This is a genomic window from Citrobacter sp. Cs237 (assembly GCF_030332325.1).
GTDB classification, from domain to species: domain Bacteria; phylum Pseudomonadota; class Gammaproteobacteria; order Enterobacterales; family Enterobacteriaceae; genus Citrobacter_A; species Citrobacter_A sedlakii.
In genome coordinates, this window is record NZ_JAOWIB010000106.1 from 51,571 (window position 1) to 72,187 (window position 20,617).

16 protein-coding genes are annotated in these 20,617 nt (G+C 55.7%); 13 read left to right on the forward strand and 3 right to left on the reverse strand.

Features of this window, described 5'->3' with window-relative positions; translation table 11 throughout:
* Positions 1-79: 79 nt before the first annotated feature.
* Together dusA and pspG are read left to right on the forward strand one after the other, a co-directional pair.
* On the forward strand, positions 80-1,075 hold the full coding sequence (gene dusA, locus OGY07_RS13665; protein WP_286601198.1) for a tRNA dihydrouridine(20/20a) synthase DusA: 996 nt from the start codon (positions 80-82) through the stop codon (positions 1,073-1,075).
* Positions 1,076-1,208: 133 nt separating this feature from the next.
* Positions 1,209-1,451 (forward strand): envelope stress response protein PspG, encoded by a 243-nt coding sequence (pspG, locus tag OGY07_RS13670; protein ID WP_042291214.1) that lies wholly within the window; start codon positions 1,209-1,211, stop codon positions 1,449-1,451.
* A gap of 180 nt (positions 1,452-1,631) precedes the next feature.
* Here pspG and OGY07_RS13675 read toward each other — a convergent pair whose 3' ends face one another.
* A complete protein-coding gene (locus OGY07_RS13675) occupies positions 1,632-2,615 on the reverse strand; it encodes a quinone oxidoreductase (RefSeq protein ID WP_060570451.1) in 984 nt (327 codons plus the stop codon).
* Between the two features lie 64 nt (positions 2,616-2,679).
* On the opposite strand from OGY07_RS13675, the gene dnaB reads away from it, so the two are divergent.
* The 6 genes from dnaB to OGY07_RS13705 all read left to right on the forward strand — a co-directional run bounded on the left by dnaB (position 2,680) and on the right by OGY07_RS13705 (position 8,470).
* Positions 2,680-4,095: a replicative DNA helicase gene (gene dnaB / locus OGY07_RS13680; RefSeq protein WP_042291212.1), complete on the forward strand. Its 1,416-nt coding sequence runs from the start codon at positions 2,680-2,682 to the stop codon at positions 4,093-4,095.
* A 151-nt stretch (positions 4,096-4,246) separates the two neighbouring features.
* Positions 4,247-5,326: an alanine racemase gene (gene alr / locus OGY07_RS13685; protein ID WP_286601201.1), complete on the forward strand. Its 1,080-nt coding sequence runs from the start codon at positions 4,247-4,249 to the stop codon at positions 5,324-5,326.
* A gap of 158 nt (positions 5,327-5,484) precedes the next feature.
* The gene (gene tyrB / locus OGY07_RS13690; protein ID WP_042291207.1) at positions 5,485-6,678 is read left to right on the forward strand and encodes an aromatic amino acid transaminase; all 1,194 of its coding nucleotides are present in this window, start codon (positions 5,485-5,487) and stop codon (positions 6,676-6,678) included.
* 195 nt (positions 6,679-6,873) lie between these two features.
* The gene (aphA, locus tag OGY07_RS13695) at positions 6,874-7,587 is read left to right on the forward strand and encodes an acid phosphatase AphA (protein ID WP_286601204.1); all 714 of its coding nucleotides are present in this window, start codon (positions 6,874-6,876) and stop codon (positions 7,585-7,587) included.
* A 107-nt stretch (positions 7,588-7,694) separates the two neighbouring features.
* Positions 7,695-8,111, forward strand: a complete 417-nt coding sequence (locus tag OGY07_RS13700; RefSeq protein ID WP_042291200.1) for a secondary thiamine-phosphate synthase enzyme YjbQ — start codon at positions 7,695-7,697, stop codon at positions 8,109-8,111.
* A 2-nt stretch (positions 8,112-8,113) separates the two neighbouring features.
* Positions 8,114-8,470: an MmcQ/YjbR family DNA-binding protein gene (locus OGY07_RS13705; protein ID WP_042291198.1), complete on the forward strand. Its 357-nt coding sequence runs from the start codon at positions 8,114-8,116 to the stop codon at positions 8,468-8,470.
* Between the two features lie 42 nt (positions 8,471-8,512).
* Here OGY07_RS13705 and uvrA read toward each other — a convergent pair whose 3' ends face one another.
* Positions 8,513-11,335, reverse strand: a complete 2,823-nt coding sequence (uvrA, locus tag OGY07_RS13710; RefSeq protein ID WP_286601210.1) for an excinuclease ABC subunit UvrA — start codon at positions 11,333-11,335, stop codon at positions 8,513-8,515.
* A gap of 254 nt (positions 11,336-11,589) precedes the next feature.
* On the opposite strand from uvrA, the gene ssb1 reads away from it, so the two are divergent.
* Positions 11,590-12,114: a single-stranded DNA-binding protein SSB1 gene (gene ssb1, locus OGY07_RS13715; protein WP_042291190.1), complete on the forward strand. Its 525-nt coding sequence runs from the start codon at positions 11,590-11,592 to the stop codon at positions 12,112-12,114.
* Between the two features lie 62 nt (positions 12,115-12,176).
* Here the strand turns inward: ssb1 and OGY07_RS13720 are convergent, their stop codons facing one another.
* Complete coding sequence (locus tag OGY07_RS13720) at positions 12,177-14,888, reverse strand: cation-transporting P-type ATPase (protein WP_286601864.1); 2,712 nt, start codon at positions 14,886-14,888, stop codon at positions 12,177-12,179.
* A 1,062-nt stretch (positions 14,889-15,950) separates the two neighbouring features.
* On the opposite strand from OGY07_RS13720, the gene OGY07_RS13725 reads away from it, so the two are divergent.
* The 4 genes from OGY07_RS13725 to OGY07_RS13740 are packed head-to-tail and all read left to right on the forward strand — an operon-like array spanning position 15,951 to position 20,617.
* Positions 15,951-18,335 carry a DMSO/selenate family reductase complex A subunit gene (locus OGY07_RS13725; protein ID WP_042291185.1) on the forward strand — a complete coding sequence of 795 codons (2,385 nt, stop codon included), beginning with the start codon at positions 15,951-15,953 and terminating at the stop codon, positions 18,333-18,335.
* Positions 18,332-18,961, forward strand: coding sequence for a DMSO/selenate family reductase complex B subunit (locus tag OGY07_RS13730; protein ID WP_199957611.1), 630 nt, complete (start codon positions 18,332-18,334; stop codon positions 18,959-18,961). The genes OGY07_RS13725 and OGY07_RS13730 overlap by 4 nt, the downstream gene beginning before the upstream one ends.
* Complete coding sequence (locus tag OGY07_RS13735; protein ID WP_060570397.1) at positions 18,954-19,742, forward strand: dimethyl sulfoxide reductase anchor subunit family protein; 789 nt, start codon at positions 18,954-18,956, stop codon at positions 19,740-19,742. Before OGY07_RS13730 ends, OGY07_RS13735 begins: the two co-directional genes overlap by 8 nt.
* Positions 19,742-20,617, forward strand: coding sequence for a 4Fe-4S binding protein (locus OGY07_RS13740; RefSeq protein WP_060570396.1), 876 nt, complete (start codon positions 19,742-19,744; stop codon positions 20,615-20,617). Before OGY07_RS13735 ends, OGY07_RS13740 begins: the two co-directional genes overlap by 1 nt.

A 20,617-nucleotide genomic window follows, 5' to 3' on the forward strand; every position in this document is an offset into this window, starting at 1 on the left:
GCACCGGAGACGTTACGTCTCCGGTTTACCTTTGTGCTATAGTAGCGCCCCTTGTTCACCAGACGCTCAAAAAATCGCCATGTCATCAGAATTACACGCTGCCTTTCCCGCTCACCGTTTCTCCATCGCACCGATGCTCGACTGGACGGACAGACATTGCCGCTATTTCTTGCGCCTGCTGTCTCGCCAGACGTTGCTCTATACCGAGATGGTCACAACAGGCGCCATTATTCATGGCAAAGGCGATTACCTGGCGTACAGCGATGAGGAGCATCCGGTGGCACTGCAACTGGGGGGAAGCGATCCGGCTCAGCTTGCGCAGTGTGCAAAACTTGCGGAGGCTCGCGGCTATGACGAGATCAACCTTAACGTCGGCTGTCCATCGGATCGCGTGCAGAACGGTATGTTTGGCGCATGCCTGATGGGGAACGCGCAGCTGGTAGCCGATTGCGTGAAGGCGATGCGTGACGTGGTGTCGATTCCGGTGACCGTTAAAACGCGCATCGGTATTGACGACCAGGACAGCTATGAATTTCTCTGTGACTTCATGAATACCGTCTCAGGCAACGGTGAATGCGACATGTTCATCATTCATGCCCGAAAAGCCTGGCTTTCCGGATTAAGCCCGAAAGAGAATCGCGAAATTCCGCCGCTGGATTACCCACGGGTTTATCAGCTCAAACGGGATTTTCCGCATCTCACCCTGTCGATTAACGGCGGTATTACGTCACTGGAACAGGCGAAAGCGCACCTTGCCCATATGGATGGCGTTATGGTCGGGCGCGAAGCGTACCAGAATCCGGGAATTCTGGCCTCGGTTGACCGGGAGATTTTCGGCGTTGACACCGCGGATGCCGATCCGGTGGCCGTGGTACGGGCGATGTATCCGTATATTGAGCGGGAACTGCGCCAGGGGACCTATTTAGGCCATATCACCCGCCATATGCTTGGCCTGTTCCAGGGCATTCCGGGCGCGCGTCAATGGCGTCGTTACCTGAGCGAAAATGCCCATAAAGCCGGTGCGGATATCAACGTGCTTGAGCATGCGTTAAAACTGGTCGCTGATAAGCGTTAAAATTTCACCATTAGTTAGTCAATTTCACCACGCCCTGCGCACTGCCGCGGGGCGTTTTGTTTATATATCAACGGATTAATGTTGGCACGCATTTTGTAAAGCATTGAGCAGAATTTCATTATGGGAGAGCGTCATGCTGGAACTACTTTTTGTGCTTGGCTTTTTTATCATGCTGATGGTCACTGGCGTTTCGCTGTTGGGCATCCTGGCTGCGCTGGTGGTGGCAACCGCGGTGATGTTCCTGGGCGGAATGTTTGCTTTGATGATCAAACTGTTGCCATGGCTGCTGTTGGCGGTTGCTGTGGTATGGGTTATCAAGGCAATCAAATCGCCGAAAGTGCCGCAATATCGTCGCAATAACCGCTGGCGTTACTAGGGTATTGTGGGGTTCGTCACAACCTGCAATTTTGCCTTTAGAACCAAATAGGAATTGATAATCAAATCTGTCACTATTGCGCGTCTAACGGATTCATCGTGCTGTACCCTACATACAGCCGAACTAAAAAAAGAAAGGGCTTCCCAGGTGGAAGCCCTAATTCTTTCAGCGGATCCCGGCTTACGGAATCAGCAAGCTGGACCCTTGCGTGGCCCTGCTTTCCAGCATTTCATGCGCGCGTTGCGCATCCTGAAGGGCAAACTTCTGGCTATCCGCCACATCGACTTTGATCACGCCGCTGGCGATTAGCGAGAACAGTTCGTTGCTGGCTTCAGTCAGCTCATCGCGATTGGTGACGTAGCCCTGCAGAGAAGGGCGCGTGACGTACAGGGAACCCTTCTGATTCAGGATCCCCAGGTTCACGCCGGTCACCGGGCCGGACGCGTTACCGAAGCTGACCATCAGGCCGCGACGCTGCAGACAGTCCAGCGAGGACTCCCAGGTGTCTTTGCCCACCGAGTCGTACACTACGCAGACCTTTTTCCCGCCGGTGATCTCTTTGACCCGCTCTACGAGATTTTCTTCGCGATAGTTAATCACCTGCCACGCGCCTGCATCCCGCGCCCGCTGCGCTTTTTGCGCGCTGCTCACGGTACCGATAAGTTTTGCGCCCAGCGCTTTCGCCCACTGGCAGGCAATCAAACCCACGCCGCCTGCCGCCGCATGGAACAGGAACGGTTCATCGGGTTTGATTTCATAGGTTTTACGCAACAGGTAAAAGACAGTCAGCCCTTTCAAAAACGAGGCAGCGGCCTGCTCGAAAGAGATCGCGTCGGGTAAAATCGCCGCCTTATCGGCCACGACGTTATGCACTGAACTGTAGGCGCCGAGCGCAGATTGCGCATACACGACGCGATCGCCCGCTTTGATGTGCGTTACGCCGCTGCCCACTTTGCTCACTACGCCCGCTGCTTCGGTACCCAGCCCGCTGGGCAGCGCTGGCGGCGGATAAAGCCCGCTGCGGATGTAGGTATCGATGTAGTTAATGCCAATCGCTTTGTTTTCGACCTGGATTTCGTTCTCCGCCGGATCTGCCGGGGTGAACGCCACGGCCTGAAGCACTTCAGGGCCACCATGCTTGTGAAATTCAATACGTGTTGCCATGCTTCCTCCAAAAGAAATGTGGTAATCTTTCGACCCAATCATTATTTCGGTAACTCCATTCACTATGGCAGGAAATAAACCCTTCAACAAACAACAGACTGATGTCCGGGAGCGCGACCCGCAGGTTGCCGGGCTGAAAGTGCCGCCGCACTCGATTGAAGCGGAACAGTCGGTGTTGGGCGGTTTAATGCTGGATAACGAGCGCTGGGACGACGTTGCCGAACGTGTGGTAGCGGATGATTTCTACACCCGTCCGCACCGTCACATCTTTACTGAAATGGGTCGCCTGCAGGAAGGCGGCAGCCCTATCGACCTGATTACGCTCGCGGAATCGCTGGAGCGCCAGGGACAGCTGGACAGCGTTGGCGGATTCGCCTATCTGGCGGAACTGTCAAAAAATACGCCAAGCGCGGCGAATATCAGCGCTTATGCCGACATTGTCCGCGAACGGGCCGTTGTCCGTGAAATGATTTCGGTGGCAAATGAAATCGCCGAAGCCGGGTTTGATCCGCAGGGGCGCACCAGCGAAGACCTGCTCGATCTTGCCGAATCCCGCGTGTTCAAAATCGCCGAAAGCCGCGCCAATAAAGACGAAGGTCCGAAAAATATTGCCGATGTGCTCGACGCTACCGTCGCGCGTATCGAACAGCTATTCCAGCAGCCGCACGATGGTGTGACCGGCGTGAACACTGGCTATGACGACCTCAATAAAAAGACCGCCGGTTTACAGCCCTCAGATCTGATTATCGTCGCCGCGCGTCCGTCGATGGGGAAAACGACCTTTGCGATGAACCTCGTTGAAAACGCGGCGATGTTGCAGGACAAGCCGGTGCTTATCTTCAGTCTGGAAATGCCCTCGGAACAGATCATGATGCGTTCTCTGGCGTCGCTGTCCCGCGTCGATCAAACCCGCATCCGTACCGGTCAGCTCGACGACGAGGATTGGGCGCGTATTTCCGGTACGATGGGCATTCTGCTGGAAAAACGCAATATCTATATTGATGATTCATCCGGCCTGACGCCGACGGAAGTGCGCTCCCGCGCGCGCCGTATTGCCCGCGAACATGGCGGCATCGGGCTTATTATGATCGACTATCTTCAGCTGATGCGCGTACCGTCGCTTTCCGACAACCGTACCCTGGAGATCGCCGAAATCTCCCGCTCGCTGAAAGCGCTGGCGAAAGAACTGCATGTGCCGGTAGTGGCGCTGTCGCAGCTTAACCGCTCCCTGGAACAACGTGCCGACAAGCGTCCGGTCAACTCCGACCTGCGTGAGTCCGGCTCTATCGAGCAGGACGCCGACCTGATTATGTTTATCTACCGTGATGAGGTTTATCACGAGAACAGTGACCTGAAAGGCATCGCGGAAATCATTATTGGTAAGCAGCGTAACGGCCCCATCGGCACGGTGCGTCTGACATTCAACGGGCAATGGTCGCGCTTTGATAATTATGCCGGGCCACAATACGACGACGAATAAATAATTTGGCTATTTTATTTGCGATTTTGGGATTGGGCAGTGCTCGCCATCCTCACGTACTTCAGTACGCTCCGGTGGCTGCGCGCTGGCCGCCCCCAAACTCGCTGCAACAATAACGCCAAATTTGAGACAAATAATTTAAGGAATTCAAATGCAAGCGGCAACAGTCCTTATTAATCGCCGCGCTCTGCGACACAATCTGCAACGTCTGCGTCAACTGGCGCCTGCCAGCAAGCTGGTTGCGGTGGTGAAAGCGAACGCCTACGGACACGGTCTGTTAGAGACCGCGCGAACGCTCCCCGATGCTGACGCTTTTGGCGTCGCGCGTCTTGAAGAGGCGTTGCGCCTGCGCGCGGGAGGGATCACCCAGCCTATCCTGCTGCTGGAAGGCTTTTTTGAGGCGTCTGATCTACCCACTATCTCCGTACAGCATCTGCATACGGCGGTACATAACGAAGAACAACTGGCTGCGCTGGAAGCGGCGGAACTGGATGCGCCAGTAAGCGTGTGGATGAAGCTCGACACCGGTATGCACCGTCTGGGCGTGCTGCCGGAGCAGGCAGACGCGTTTTATCAGCGTCTGACCCGATGCAAAAATGTGCGTCAGCCAGTCAATATCGTCAGCCATTTCGCCCGTGCCGATGAACCGGAATGTGGAGCGACGGAAAAGCAGCTCGCGATTTTCAACACCTTCTGCGCGGGAAAGCCTGGGCAGCGCTCCATTGCCGCGTCCGGCGGGATCCTGCTATGGCCACAGTCGCATTTTGACTGGGTGCGCCCGGGGATCATCCTTTATGGCGTTTCGCCGTTGGAAAACCACTCTTCCGGCGCGGACTTCGGCTGCCAGCCGGTGATGTCCCTGACTTCCAGCCTGATAGCGGTGCGCGAGCACAAAGCCGGGGAACCGGTAGGCTACGGAGGAACGTGGCGAAGCGAGCGAGACACACGGCTTGGCGTTGTCGCGATGGGCTATGGCGACGGCTATCCGCGCGCGGCGCCGACCGGCACCCCGGTGCTGGTGAACGGTCGTGAAGTGCCGATTGTGGGACGCGTGGCGATGGACATGATCTGCGTAGATCTCGGCCCGCAGGCGCAGGACAATGCAGGCGATCCGGTGATTCTTTGGGGCGAAGGGCTGCCCGTCGAACGCATCGCTGAAATAACGAAAGTAAGTGCTTACGAACTTATCACGCGCCTGACATCACGGGTGGCGATGAAGTATATCGATTAAGCGTACGGCTCTCCGGCCTGGGTTGATCTCACTGCAGGCCGGAGTCGTTGTCGCCATCCGGCAAAGCGCGGCATATTCTCTGCAACATCCTCTCGATCTTCACGGTTATCCGGTTTATTGTGTCTTAACCCCTGCCTGTAAACCTGGAGAACCATCGCGTGTTTCAAAAAGTTGACGCCTATGCTGGCGACCCGATTCTTTCGCTCATGGAGCGGTTTAAAGACGACCCGCGCAGTGACAAAGTGAACCTGAGTATCGGCCTGTATTACAACGAAGACGGGATCATTCCACAGCTCAACGCGGTAGCCGAAGCGGAAGCACGCCTGAATGCGCAACCGCATGGCGCCTCGCTTTATCTGCCAATGGAAGGTCTGAACAGCTATCGCCACGCCATTGCGCCACTGCTGTTTGGCGTCGATCATCCGGTTCTCCAGCAGCAGCGTGTCGCCACGATCCAGACGCTGGGCGGCTCCGGGGCGCTGAAGGTTGGCGCGGATTTTCTCAAGCGCTATTTCCCGGATTCCGGCGTGTGGGTCAGCGACCCGACCTGGGAAAATCATATCGCCATATTTGAAGGGGCTGGATTCGAAGTAAGTACTTACCCCTGGTATGACGACGCCACTAACGGCGTGCGTTTTGACGACCTGTTGGCTACCCTGAAAACGCTGCCCGCACGTAGCATCGTGCTGTTGCATCCTTGCTGTCATAACCCCACCGGGGCGGATTTAAGCCATGCCCAGTGGGACGAAGTCACCGAAATCCTGAAAGCGCGCGATCTGATCCCGTTCCTCGACATCGCCTACCAGGGGTTTGGCGCAGGGATGGACGATGACGCCTGGGCGATTCGCGCTATTGCCAGCGCCGGATTGCCCGCGCTGGTCAGCAACTCTTTTTCTAAAATTTTCTCTCTCTACGGCGAGCGCGTCGGCGGCCTTTCCGTGATCTGCGACGATGCAGAAGCCGCCGGGCGCGTACTGGGACAGCTTAAAGCCACCGTACGGCGTAACTACTCCAGCCCGCCAAACTTTGGCGCGCAACTGGTTGCGACAGTGCTGGGCGATGAGACGCTGAAAGCGAACTGGCTGGCGGAAGTGGAAACGATGCGCACCCGGATTCTGGCGATGCGTCAGGAACTGGTGAACGTGCTGACGGCGACCATTCCAGGGCGAAACTTTGACTATCTGCTAAAACAGCGCGGCATGTTCAGCTATACCGGCCTGAGCGCCGCCCAGGTGGATCGCCTGCGCGACGAGTTCGGCGTTTACCTTATCGCCAGCGGACGCATGTGCGTCGCCGGGCTAAACACCGGCAACGTTCAGCGCGTGGCAAAAGCCTTTGCCGCCGTTATGTAACATTTTTACGTCAGCAGGCCGGATGGCACATTGTTCATCCGGCTTATGGGCTTACTTTCTTCAGCTGTGATCATTCTCTTTTTCTATGACAAAACCGTAGAAATTTCTTCCCTTCATTTGTCGTCGGGGTTAAGGTCAGAGCGTTTTGAATAGTCGCACTAAAAATCATAACTAAATGACTTTGAAGGGAAAAATATGCGTAAGATCACACTGGCCTTCAGCGCCCTCTGTCTGCTTTTCACGTTAAATCACTCCGCCAGCGCGCTTGCATCCCCGCCGTCTCCGCTTAATCCGGGCACTAACGTTGCAAAACTCGCTGAACAAGCGCCGGTCCACTGGGTGTCGGTCACACAGATCGAAAACAGCCTCACCGGGCGTCCGCCGATGGCGGTCGGGTTTGATATCGACGATACCGTATTATTTTCCAGCCCGGGCTTCTGGCGCGGAAAGAAAATGTACTCGCCGGACAGCGAAGCGTATCTGACGAATCCGGCATTCTGGGAAAAGATGAATAACGGCTGGGATGAGTTCAGCATTCCCAAAGAGGTGGCGCGCCAGCTGATCGCCTTGCATGTGCGTCGTGGCGACGACATTTACTTTGTCACCGGACGAAGCCAGACCAAAACCGAAACGGTATCGAAAACGCTGGCCGATGACTTTCATATTCCGGCGGCAAATATGAATCCGGTGATCTTCGCGGGCGATAAGCCGGGACAGAACACCAAAACCCAGTGGCTACAGGCGAAAAATATTCGCATCTTCTACGGCGATTCGGATAACGATATCAGCGCTGCGCGCGAAATGGGTATTCGCGGCATCCGCATTTTGCGCGCGTCCAACTCGACCTATAAACCCTTGCCGCAGGCAGGAGCGTATGGCGAAGAGGTGATCGTCAATTCGGAATATTAAGAAACGCCCGCGATTCGCTGTTTTTTTAAACAAAAATGAGCGCGTAGCTTTTACCTTTCGCTGACTTGCTGCAAACTGAATAAAGACGTTTCAACAAGGAGCAGCCTATGTGGTATCAGCAAACCCTGACTTTACACACGAAGCCGCGCGGGTTTCATCTCGTCACGGATGAGATCCTCGGGCTTCTGGCGGATATGCCGCGCGTAGAGACCGGGCTGCTGCACCTTTTGCTGCAACATACCTCCGCTTCTCTGACGCTTAACGAGAATTGTGATCCCACCGTTCGGCACGATATGGAACGCTTCTTTCTGCAAGCCGTTCCCGATCATGGCAACTACGAACATGACTACGAAGGGCCAGACGATATGCCAGCGCATATCAAATCGTCCCTGCTTGGCGTATCGCTACTGCTGCCGGTTCATAAAGGGCGAATAAAGCTGGGTACCTGGCAGGGCATCTGGCTCGGTGAGCATCGCATCCACGGCGGTTCGCGCCAGATAATCGCGACACTACAAGGGGAATAAAGATGACTAACTCAGAGTTACTGCAATACTGCATGGCAAAACCTGGCGCAGAACAGAGCGTGCACAGCGACTGGAAAGCCACCCAGATTAAAGTTGAAGATGTGCTGTTTGCCATGGTGAAAGAGGTGGAAGAACGCCCGGCGGTATCTCTGAAAACCAGCCCCGAACTGGCGGAATTATTGCGCCAGCAGCACAGCGATGTGCGCCCGAGCCGGCATCTCAACAAAGCGCACTGGAGCACCGTATACCTTGACGGTTCGCTGCCGGACTCGCAGATTTACTATCTGGTGGATGCGTCGTATCAGCAGGCGGTGAACACGCTGCCGGAAGAAAAACGTAAGCTGCTGGTACAGTCATAAAGAAAAACGCCGTTCTTCTGACAATGAACGGCGTTTTTCGTTTTACAACATCGGCTTGAGGAAGCGGGCGGTGTGGGACGCTTGACATTCCGCCACCGTTTCCGGCGTACCGGAGACGAGGATTTCCCCGCCGCCGCTCCCGCCTTCAGGACCGAGATCAACAATCCAGTCCGCGGTTTTGATTACGTCGAGGTTATGCTCAATCACCACGATGGTGTTGCCCTGATCGCGTAACTGGTGCAGTACGTCCAGCAGTTGCTGGATATCGGCAAAGTGCAGACCGGTGGTCGGCTCATCCAGAATATACAGCGTCTGGCCGGTGCCGCGCTTCGACAGTTCGCGCGCCAGCTTCACGCGCTGGGCCTCGCCGCCGGAGAGGGTGGTCGCCGACTGGCCGAGACGGATGTAGGTCAACCCCACGTCCATCAGGGTTTGCAGCTTACGCGCCAGCGCCGGTACGGCATCAAAGAACTCGCGCGCTTCTTCAATGGTCATGTCCAACACTTCATGGATGGTTTTGCCCTTGTACTTTATCTCCAGCGTTTCGCGGTTATAGCGCTTGCCTTTGCACTGGTCGCAGGGGACATAAATATCCGGCAGAAAGTGCATCTCAACCTTAATGACGCCGTCGCCCTGACAGGCTTCGCAGCGCCCGCCGCGAACGTTGAAGCTAAAACGTCCCGGCGTATAGCCGCGCGAACGCGCTTCCGGCACACCGGCAAACAGTTCGCGAACCGGTGTGAATACGCCGGTATAGGTCGCCGGGTTAGAACGCGGCGTGCGCCCGATCGGGCTTTGGTCGATGTCGATTACTTTGTCGAAATGCTCCAGCCCGTGAACGTCGCGATAGGGCGCAGGTTCGGCGATCGTCGCGCCGTTCAGCGCACGCTGGGCGATCGGGAACAGGGTATCGTTGATCAGGGTCGACTTACCGGAGCCGGACACCCCGGTAATGCAGGTGAACAGGCCCACCGGCAACGTCAACGTCACGTCTTTCAGGTTGTTACCGCGCGCGCCGGTCAGCTTCAGCACTTTTTCCGGATTCGCCGGAACGCGCTGTTTCGGCACGTCGATTTTCCGTTTGCCGCTCATGTACTGCCCGGTCAGCGATTCCGGCACCGCCATAATCGCTTCCAGCGGACCTTCGGCAACCACTTCACCGCCGTGGACGCCCGCGCCCGGACCGATGTCGATCACGTGGTCGGCGGCGCGAATCGCGTCTTCGTCGTGCTCCACCACAATGACCGTATTCCCGAGATTACGCAGATGAATCAGTGTGCCCAGCAGACGCTCGTTATCGCGCTGATGAAGACCGATGGACGGCTCATCAAGGACATACATGACGCCGACCAGCCCCGCGCCAATCTGGCTTGCCAGACGAATGCGCTGCGCTTCGCCGCCGGAAAGCGTTTCGGCTGAGCGGGAAAGCGTGAGGTAGTTCAGACCGACGTTCACCAGGAATTTGAGGCGATCGCCAATCTCTTTCAGTACTTTCTCGGCGATTTTCGCTCGCTGGCCGGACAGTTTGAGATTATTAAAGAAGTCCATCGCATGACCGATGCTCATATCGGAAATGGTCGGCAGCGGCGTATTTTCAACAAAGACGTGGCGCGCTTCGCGACGCAGACGTGTCCCTTCGCAGCTGGCGCACGGACGGTTGCTGATAAACTTGGCTAACTCTTCGCGTACCGCGCTGGATTCCGTCTCTTTATAACGCCGCTCCATATTGTGCAGCACGCCTTCGAACGGATGGCGACGCACCGAGGTGTCGCCGCGATCGTTCATGTATTTAAATTCAATGTTCTCTTTGCCGGAACCGTACAGCACCACTTTATGCACGCTGGCGTCGAGGCTTCCCCACGGCGCGTCTACGTCGAACTTGTAGTGCTCCGCCAGCGATTTCAACATCTGAAAGTAGTAGAAGTTACGGCGATCCCAGCCGCGGATTGCGCCGCCAGCCAGCGACAGGTCCGGATTCTGGATCACGCGGTCCGGGTCGAAATATTGCTGTACGCCGAGGCCGTCACAGGTCGGACACGCGCCCGCCGGGTTGTTGAACGAAAACAGGCGCGGTTCCAGCTCGCGCATGCTGTAGCCGCAGATCGGGCAGGCGAAGTTCGCCGAGAAAAGCAGCTCTTCCGCTTTCGGATCGTCCATATCGGCAACCACTGCCGTACCGCCGGAAAGTTCCAGCGCGGTTTCAAACGACTCCGCCAGACGGGTGCTGAGATCGTCACGCACTTTGAAGCGATCAATCACCACCTCAATGGTGTGTTTTTTTTGCAGTTCCAGCTTCGGCGGATCGGAGAGATCGCACACTTCACCGTCGATACGGGCACGGATATACCCTTGACTTGCCAGGTTTTCCAGCGTTTTGGTGTGCTCGCCTTTACGCTCTTTAATCACCGGCGCCAGCAGCATCAGGCGCTTGCCTTCCGGCTGTGAGAGCACGTTGTCGACCATCTGACTCACCGTCTGCGCCGCCAGCGGCACGTCGTGATCCGGACAGCGCGGTTCGCCGACGCGGGCGAACAGCAGACGCAGGTAGTCGTGGATCTCAGTAATGGTGCCGACCGTGGAACGCGGGTTATGTGACGTCGATTTTTGTTCAATTGAGATAGCCGGAGACAGCCCCTCAATGTGATCGACATCCGGCTTTTCCATTAGCGACAGAAACTGACGCGCATAGGCGGAAAGGGATTCTACGTAACGACGCTGCCCTTCGGCATACAGCGTGTCGAAAGCAAGCGAGGATTTGCCAGACCCCGAAAGCCCGGTCACGACAATCAGTTTGTCGCGAGGGATAACGAGGTTGATGTTTTTGAGATTATGGGTGCGGGCGCCCCGAACTTCGATCTTATCCATTCACCTTTCCCGGATTAAACGCTTTTTGCCCGGCTGCATGCATGGTGCGACCGGCGATCACAAACGGTTAATTATGACACAATATAACCTGAATGGATATACAGTATTGGAATGCAAAACGCAGTGTAGTGTGTAACAATGTCCGGCTAAGGTTGTTTCGCGGAATCAGCGTCACAACGTGGTAAAACCGCCATTGGTAATGCTACAATCGCGCGTTTACACTTATTAAGAAACGTTTTTCAGGAGACTCGATCATGGCCAGCAGAGGCGTAAATAAGGTTATTCTCGTGGGTAATCTGGGCCAGGACCCGGAAGTACGCTACATGCCGAATGGTGGCGCAGTTGCCAACATTACGCTGGCTACTTCCGAATCCTGGCGTGATAAGCAGACCGGTGAAATGAAAGAGCAGACTGAATGGCACCGTGTTGTGCTGTTCGGTAAGTTGGCGGAAGTGGCCAGCGAATATCTGCGTAAAGGCTCTCAGGTATACATCGAAGGTCAACTGCGTACCCGTAAATGGACCGATCAGTCCGGTCAGGACAAATACACCACGGAAGTTGTGGTTAACGTGGGCGGCACCATGCAGATGCTGGGTGGCCGTCAGGGCGGCGGCGCGCCGGCAGGCGGTCAGCAGCAGCAGGGCGGTTGGGGTCAGCCGCAGCAGCCTCAGGGCGGCAACCAGTTCAGCGGCGGCGCGCAGTCTCGTCCGCAGCAGCAGTCTGCACCGGCACCGTCTAACGAACCGCCAATGGACTTTGACGACGATATTCCGTTCTAAGCGCGCCGTCAGGCATTCCAGCGTAAAGGCCTCCGAAAATGGAGGCCTTTACGTTATTCTGATTACGCAATCCGGCGGAATTTGCGGGTCAGCGGTTTCTCGATTTCAACAATCAGGAACAGCGCGACGCCAATGGCCAACGTGATACCCCAGTAGCGCAGCGGCAGTGCTTCGGTACCAAACATCATTTGCAGGAAAGGCACATAGATAATGGCCAGCTGTAGCAGAAGCAGAATGCCGCTCACCAGCCAGATGCCTTTGTTCATCAGCAAGCCACGCCCCAGCGAGAAACCGTCCGATACGCGGCAGTTCAGCATATAGACCCACTGCGCCGTGACCAGCGTCTGCAGCAGTACGGTTCGAATAAACTCCGGGCTATGGCCGCGCGGCTGAAGCCAGGCTTCCAGCATAAAGGCACTGGCGGCAATCAGCGTGCCAACAAAGCCGACGCGCCAGATAGCAAAACCATCCATCACGTTTTCGTGGGGCCGGCGTGGCGGGCGGCGCATAATATTGCGCTCTCCGGCTTCGAACGCCAGGCCGAACGACAGCGTAGCGGACGTCGCCATGTTCATCCACAGAATCAGTACCGGCGTCAGGGGCATCAGGTTTCCGGCCAGCAGCGCGACAATAATCAACAATCCCTGCGCGAGGTTGGTTGGCATAATAAACAGGATCGTTTTCTTCAGATTGTCGTAGACGCGGCGCCCCTCCTGCACCGCGCTGGCAATGGTGGCGAAATTGTCGTCCGTCAGCACCATGTCAGCGGCCTCTTTGGTCACTTCGGTGCCTTTGATCCCCATCGCGATGCCAACGTCAGCCTGCTTAAGGGCTGGGGCATCGTTCACGCCATCGCCCGTCATGCCAACAATTTCGCCTTTATTTTGCAGCGCTTTCACCAGGCGCAGCTTATGTTCCGGACTGGTGCGGGCAAAAATATCGTACGTCACAGCGGCTTCAGCTAGCGCGGTGTCGTCCATTTGCTCCAGCTCATAGCCAGTCACCGCGTGGGCGCTGTTATGAATCCCGAGCATACCGCCAATGCTCATGGCCGTTTGCGGATGATCGCCGGTGATCATCTTGACGCGGATCCCAGCCTGCTGGCAGGCGCCGATCGCATCAATCGCTTCCGGGCGCGGTGGATCCATCATTCCGGCAATGCCGAGGAAGATCAGCCCATCGCTCAGGCAGTCATGCGTTAGCGTACCGGCATCGGCACGCGTGGGTTTCCAGGCGGCGGCGACCATGCGCAACCCCTCTTTGGCATAGCGGGCGATTTCTGCTTCCCAGTGTGCCTGAGTAAAAGCTTCTGTTCCGGTGGCGGTTTGCTGCTGCTGACAGAGTTTAAACAGAACGTCCGGCGCGCCGGTTACCAGCACGCGCTCGTCCTGGCCGATACGGAAATGGGTCGCCATATATTTGTACTGCGAGTCGAACGGAATCTTGCTGCGCATTTCTGTATCGATGGCGGGCAGGTTCGCTTTTGCGGCCAACACTTTTAGCGCGCCCTCGGTTGGCCCGCCGGTAATGCCCCAGTGCCCCTGCTCGTTCCGCATCAGTTGGCTGTCATTACACAGATCGATCGTGCGCAGGTAGGTTTCCAGCACACTACCCGGACGCATTTCCGCCGTCGTGGCGTCGTTCTCAACGAGGATCTCGCCCGTGGGTTCGTAGCTGTTACCCTGTACGCGATAGTTTTTATCTGCCGTAATGATGGCTTTCACCGTCATCTCGTTCATCGTCAGGGTGCCCGTTTTATCGGAACAAATCACCGACATGGCGCCCAGCGTTTCGACCGTTGGCAGCTTACGGATAATGGCGCGTTTGCGGGCCATCGTCTGGATGCCGAGCGACAGGATGATAGAAATAATGGCGGGCAGGCCTTCCGGAACCGCCGCGACAGCAAGGCTAATGAGCGACAGCAGCAGTTCGCCCATTGGCATATCGCGCAGCAGCAGGCTGAAAATAAACAGCCCAACCATCATGGCAAGAATCAGAGAGAAGATCGCTTTGCCGAGCTTATCCATCTGTACCAGCAGCGGCGTACGATGCTTCTCGATGGCGGTCATCATCTGATTGATGTGGCCCAGCTCTGTGGCTTCGCCGGTGGCAATGACCACGCCAAGTCCGGCGCCTGCGCTGAGAGTGGTGCCGGAAAACAGCAGGTTTTTACGATCGCCGAGCGGCAGCTCCCCTTCCAGCGCTTCCGCCGTCTTATCGACCACGGTGGATTCGCCGGTCAGGATGGCTTCTTCCACCCGCAGATTATGCGCTTCCATGACACGCAGGTCGGCGGGGATACGATCCCCCGCGCGTAACACCACTATGTCACCGACGACCAGTTCGGTGGTCGGCGCCGTTTCATGCTGACCGTTGCGAATCACCACGGCGGCGCTGGAAAGCATATTGCGAATGCCTTTTAGCGATTTCTCGGCGTTGTTTTCCTGAACGTGCCCAATCAGGGCGTTGATGACCGCCACGCCAAGAATGACGGCGGTATCGACCCAATGACCCATAATGGCCGTCAGGGCCGCAGCGGCTATCAGCACGTAAATTAATACATCATGAAAATGGGTCAGAAAGCGCAGCCAGGCGGGTTTACCGGCTTTTTCCGGCAGGACGTTAGCGCCGTCTCTGGCGAGACGGGCGCTGGCTTCGTTTTGAGTCAGTCCACTTGACTGGCTCCGCAGGTTGTTTAAGACCTCATCCACAGAAAGCTGGTACGGTTTTTTTCCAGCGCATGGCGCAGAATGGAGACGATTGCTGTTCGGCATTCTGGTCAATGTAAAATTCCTCGAAGTATAAAAATTATAATATTTAAAAAGCCAGCGCATGCTATTGGAATAATGCGTTCCGGTTTTTGATATTAATCAATAGCGTTTCGCTAAATATTATTTTATCGTTGCCATTGGTAGCGAATTATTCATGTCGCTCAGTGTCTTAATGGCTTTTGTAAATTTTAGAAAGGAGGGTGTATGTTTGGCATTTATAATGGCAAGAGATTGATTGCATTGATTATTTTTGCGATAGTAGTTGCGGTTGTCAGCGGTATTTCAACCTATGCTTTCGTAAAATATCTGGGTTGAAAGGAATAAAAATAGTCTTCCTTACATAACTTTTAAAACCTGAATAATAATGACATTAGGCAGATTCTTATGCAGTTTTAATAATTATCCTATACGCGGTCTGGTAATTAATCAGACCACGTGTCGTTAACGGAAAATACACAGTGGTTTTCCAAAAACAGGTTCAGGAGGTATTTCAGTATGAATATTACATATTTGCTATAAAACACGAGGTTGCATTACGTGGGCGGCGTCTCCTTGCGCCACCGTTTTTCCCGCTTGCCTGAATGTCCATCAATACTACCTGCTCATTGAGTCGAGGCGGGTTGTGGGTTCATCCCACAGAACAATCGACGTAACCTGCCATCTCGTTGGTGTCAAAGGCCAACCGCACTTTGCGCGCTCGCCCGGACGTTAACCCGTCGTGGTGCTCAGGCGCATAAGGTGCGCAATGAACAGGAGTAGACTTAGCCAATCGTTTCGACAGTTAATTTTTCCTGGCACCCATTAATATGAGAATAGTTCTCACTTCAAATTTGTGGACGATTTTTTTTCACACCGGGAGGTTGTGCTTTTTTTCCCTTTTTTGAGTAAGTGTTAGGAAAACAATTATTTCGTGAATAATGAGTTAAAGAGAAAGTAAAAATATTTGGTAATGCTTCTTATTATTATAAAAAGTCTTCAAAAACACCATGGCTATTTATTTCGGTTGATAAAAATCAAATACCCAAAATGAATTACCCCTGATGATACGCTTTTTGAGGGGATGAAATGCAAGATCACGAAATAAGAGAGGATACGCCCTCTCTGAATGTCTCCCGGCGGGGCATGTTAAAAGCGAGCGCAGCGTTAGTCACGCTGCCTTTTATTTTGTCGGAACAGGCAAAAGCCGCAGAGACCGGACACGCCGACGCGTCGGTAGATACCCCGGCAGAGCGTGTAGTACCTACCTGTAGCACCTTCGACTGTGGCGGAAAGTGCGATATCCGCGCCCACGTTAGCGATGGCGTGGTGACGCAAATCACCACCCGTCCCGATAATGAATTAGATCCGGATATGCCCATTATGCGCGCCTGCGTGCGCGGACGGGGTTATCGTAAATTTGTTTATCATCCCGACCGTCTGAAATACCCAATGAAACGCGTGGGAAAACGCGGTGAAGGAAAGTTTGAACGTATTTCCTGGGCGGAAGCCGTCACACTTATTGCGGATAATTTACAACGTATTACCGAAAAATATGGCCCGGCTTCTCGCTTTGTTCATAATAACACCGCGACCAGCGGCGGAACTTTTTCCGGCGATAAAATGATTCGTCGCTTGTTAAATCAAACCGGCGGCTATCTGGAATATTACCATTCGGTGAGTCTTGGCAATACGGTTGCCGCCACCCCCTATACCTACGGCGTCGCCGCCAGCGGCAACTCGCTGGATACGCTGGAAAATACACCGCTGGTGATACTGTGGGGGCATAACCCGACAGAAACCATTTTTGGTCATACCAACCACTATTTCCAGCGGATGAAGCAGAACGGCACGCGTTTTATTGTCGTGGACCCGCGTTATTCCGACACCGTTTCATCGCTGGCCGATCAATGGGTCCCCCTGCTTCCGACCACCGATAACGCGCTGATGGACGCGATGATGTACGTCATCATCAGCGAAAACCTGCATGATAAAGCGTTTATTGAACGCTATACGCTCGGCTTTGATGAAGCGTCCATGCCGGAAGGCGTTCCGGCGAACGAGTCGCTGGTCGCTTACCTGATGGGCGATAAAGACGGCGTACCTAAAACGCCGGAGTGGGCGGAAAAAATCACCCATGTGCCTGCGCAGACCATCCGCCAGTTGGCGCGCGACTATGCCACCACCAAGCCGGCGGCGCTGATTCAGGGCTGGGGCCCACAGCGTCATATCTGCGGCGAACGTACCGCGCGCGGTTCCACTCTGCTGGCGACCATTACCGGCAACGTTGGCGTTAAAGGTGGCTGGGCGGCGGGCTACGGCGGTTGCGGCAATCGCCTGTTCACCACCGGTCCGGAAATGCCGGAAAACCCGGTGAAAGAGAAAATCTCGATCATGAACTGGGTGCAGGCGGCGGACGATGCCAGCAAGGTGACCCCGGAACAAGGGCTGAAGGATGCAGAGCAGCTTAAGAGCAACATCCGCATTCTCTTTTCGCTGGCGGGCAACTATCTGGTGAACCAGAACCCGGACGTTAATCAGGCGGCAAAGATCCTCGCCGACGAGTCGAAAATCGAGTTCATCGTGGTCAGCGATTTGTATATGACGCCGAGCGCGAAATATGCCGACGTTCTGCTGCCGGAAACCAGCTTTATGGAGCGCTGGAACATTGGCGAAACCTGGGGAACGGCAAACTACCTGGTGCTGTCGGAAAAACTGGTGGAACCCGACTTTGAGCGTCGCTCCGACTACGACTGGATCCGCGAAGTGGCGGCGAAGCTCGGCGTGGAGCCCGCGTTCAGCGAGGGGCGCAGTGAGAAAGAGTGGATTGAGCACATCTGGGAACAGACGCGGCTGTCAATGCCGGAACAGCAGTTGCCGGACTTTGCTGAATTACAGGTGAAGCGTCGCCATCTGTTCAAGAGCAAGCCGTATGTGGCTTTCGAGGACAACATCCGCGATCCGCAAAACCATCCGTTCCCAACGCCGTCGGGTAAAATTGAGATCTTCTCGAAGCGTCTCTACGACATGCAGCATCCGGAAATTCCGGCGCTTTCGCACTACGTGCCCGCACACGAGGGGCCACAGGACGCGCTAACGAAATCCTTCCCGTTACAGATGATCACCTGGAAAGGCAAAAACCGCGCGAACTCTACCCAGTACGCGAACCCGTGGCTGCAGGAAGTGCAGGAACAGAAGCTGTGGATTAACCCGGTTGATGCACAAAAACGCGGCATTGCCCACGGCGACACCGTGCGCATCCACAACAACCGTGGTATTTGCCAGGTGCCCGCTGAGGTCACGCCGCGCATTATTCCCGGCGTGGTGGCGATGCAGGCCGGCGCGTGGTGGCAACCTGACGCAGAGGGCGTTGATCATGGCGGTTGTCCGAACGTGCTGAGCTCAACGCGTATTACGCCTCTTGCAAAAGGGAATTCACATCAAACCATGCTGGTGGAGGTCGTTAAAGCATGAGTCAATTTAAAGAGTATCCGCCCGTTAGCGACAAACAGCTTGGTTTCTTTATCGATACGTCGCGCTGCTCCGGCTGTAAGGCGTGTCAGGTGGCATGCAAAGATCGCCATAATCTGGAAGTGGGACGCCGTTTTCGTCGGGTGTATGAAGTCAATGGCGGAGGGTTTATCGCCACCGGACAGGGCGGTGTGGCGAACAACGTTTACGCGTACACGATGTCGATCTCGTGCAACCACTGTGACGACCCGATTTGCACTAAGAACTGCCCGACCACGGCGATGCACAAACGTCCAGGCGACGGCATTGTGCGGGTCAATACCGATAAATGCGTCGGCTGCGGCTATTGCGCCTGGTCATGTCCCTACGGCGCGCCGCAGATGGACACCGAGGCCGGACAGATGTCGAAATGCGATATGTGCATCGACCTGCTGGTAAAAGGCGAGCAGCCGGTGTGCGTGGCGACCTGTCCTCTGGAGGCGATTAAGTTCGGTCCGATTGACGAACTGCGCGCTAAATACGGCGATGTTTGCGATGTGCAGGGGCTGCCAGACTCCTCCATTACCCATCCGAATTTAGTGATCAAACCGCACCAGGGCGCAGAGAAGGGAGGTAAACGCCATGCATGAGTTACCGTTGCTGATTTTCACCCTGCTGGTGCAGGGCTCCGTAGGGCTGACGCTGTTTATTGCCCTGGCGACGGGCGAGAAGCGGTCGCTGCTGCCGGCGATGCTGGTTTCCTGCGTGATGGGCGGACTGGGGCTGATCGCCTCGACGCTGCACCTCGGTTACCCGCTGAATGCGTTTAATGCGCTGCGCCATGTGGAAAGTTCATGGCTGAGCCGGGAGATCGTCTTTGCCAGCCTCTATCTGGCGATTCTGGGCCTGGCAACGCTGCTGGTGATGTTGAAAAAACAGCCTTCGCGCCTCCTGCTGGCGCTGGCGACCCTGGCCGGACTGGTGGATATCTACTGCATGGGCGCAATTTATGTCCATTCGTCGGTCGTGACCTGGCAGCATATCAATACCTGGGTCATGTTCTTTGGCGCGGCGGGCATTCTGGGTGCGGCGATCGGCAACGGCCTGCTGCCGGGTATCACACGGCTTCTGCGGATGGCCGCGGTGCTGGTGGTGGCGATCACCGCCATTCGTCTGCTGGTGCAGCCGGACTATGTCAACTTTCTGGCATCCGCAAGCCTGAACGAGGTGGTCACGCTGCCGCATCAGCCGCTGGTCGCGTTTCACCAACTGACAGGGCTAAGAAACGTTGCCTGGGGACTTTCCGTACTGGGTTCCTTGCTGTTCGCCATTGGCGCATGGCGCTCGTGTCGCACGGCGATGCTGCTGGGCGGGCTGGGGCTGGTTGTGGCTGAGGCGCTGCTGCGCTTTATGTTCTTCAGCATTCTTTAATGGCCCTTTTTACCCTGATGAAAACGCCCACACCGCCGGGTGTGGGCGCCTCCTGCGTACGTAAGCGTTTTCCTCAACATACCTGTGACGCCTGCCGTCAGGCCTGTCCGGCGCAGGCCATTTCGTTTTCTGCCTCTACGGTTACGCTGGACAACGATCGCTGCATTCGATGCGGTCATTGTACGTTTGTTTGTCCTGTCGATGCGCTGGAAGATCTGCCAACCGCCCGGCGTTCTTACCGTCAGCAAACGCTGGTGGCGCCGTTTACCGCCCAGGCGGCGAGTGTAGAAGAACTGCTGATGTGGCATCTTCAGTATCAGATTCGCGGACTGGAAATCGACATCGATGCATATCCCACGTGGGCGCTTGCCGTGGCGGCGTTAAATATTCGCCTTAGGGCGCTGGGGGAACCACTCTGGCAAGTGATTCCGCCGTCCGCGAAGCGCGTGAACGTGGCGCGCCGTCATTTACTGCACGTCAGCGAAGAGAAGGTGCAGACCGCGAGCGTGAACCCGTCGCCGCGTTTGCGCCGAAGCCGTATGCCGCACATGCAGGACTATGCGCTACAGCTTGATATCGCCAGTTGCGTACTCTGCGGAGCGTGTGAACGGGTTTGTCAGGAGAAGGCGATTCAGATTGGCGAACGGGCGTTACGCGCAGAGATGTCACGTTGTACGGGGTGCAATAACTGCGCGGTAGTTTGCCCGACAAAAGCGATTACGACCAGGCACAGCGTGGGCGAGAGTCAGCCACAGCACTATCCGTTTACGCGTAAGGTCTGCCGGGACTGTCGCCGGGTGTTCGCCACGTTTGGCGCAGACGACACACAGTGTCCCATTTGCCAGCGGCATGAATACGGAATGCGGGGGCGGTAA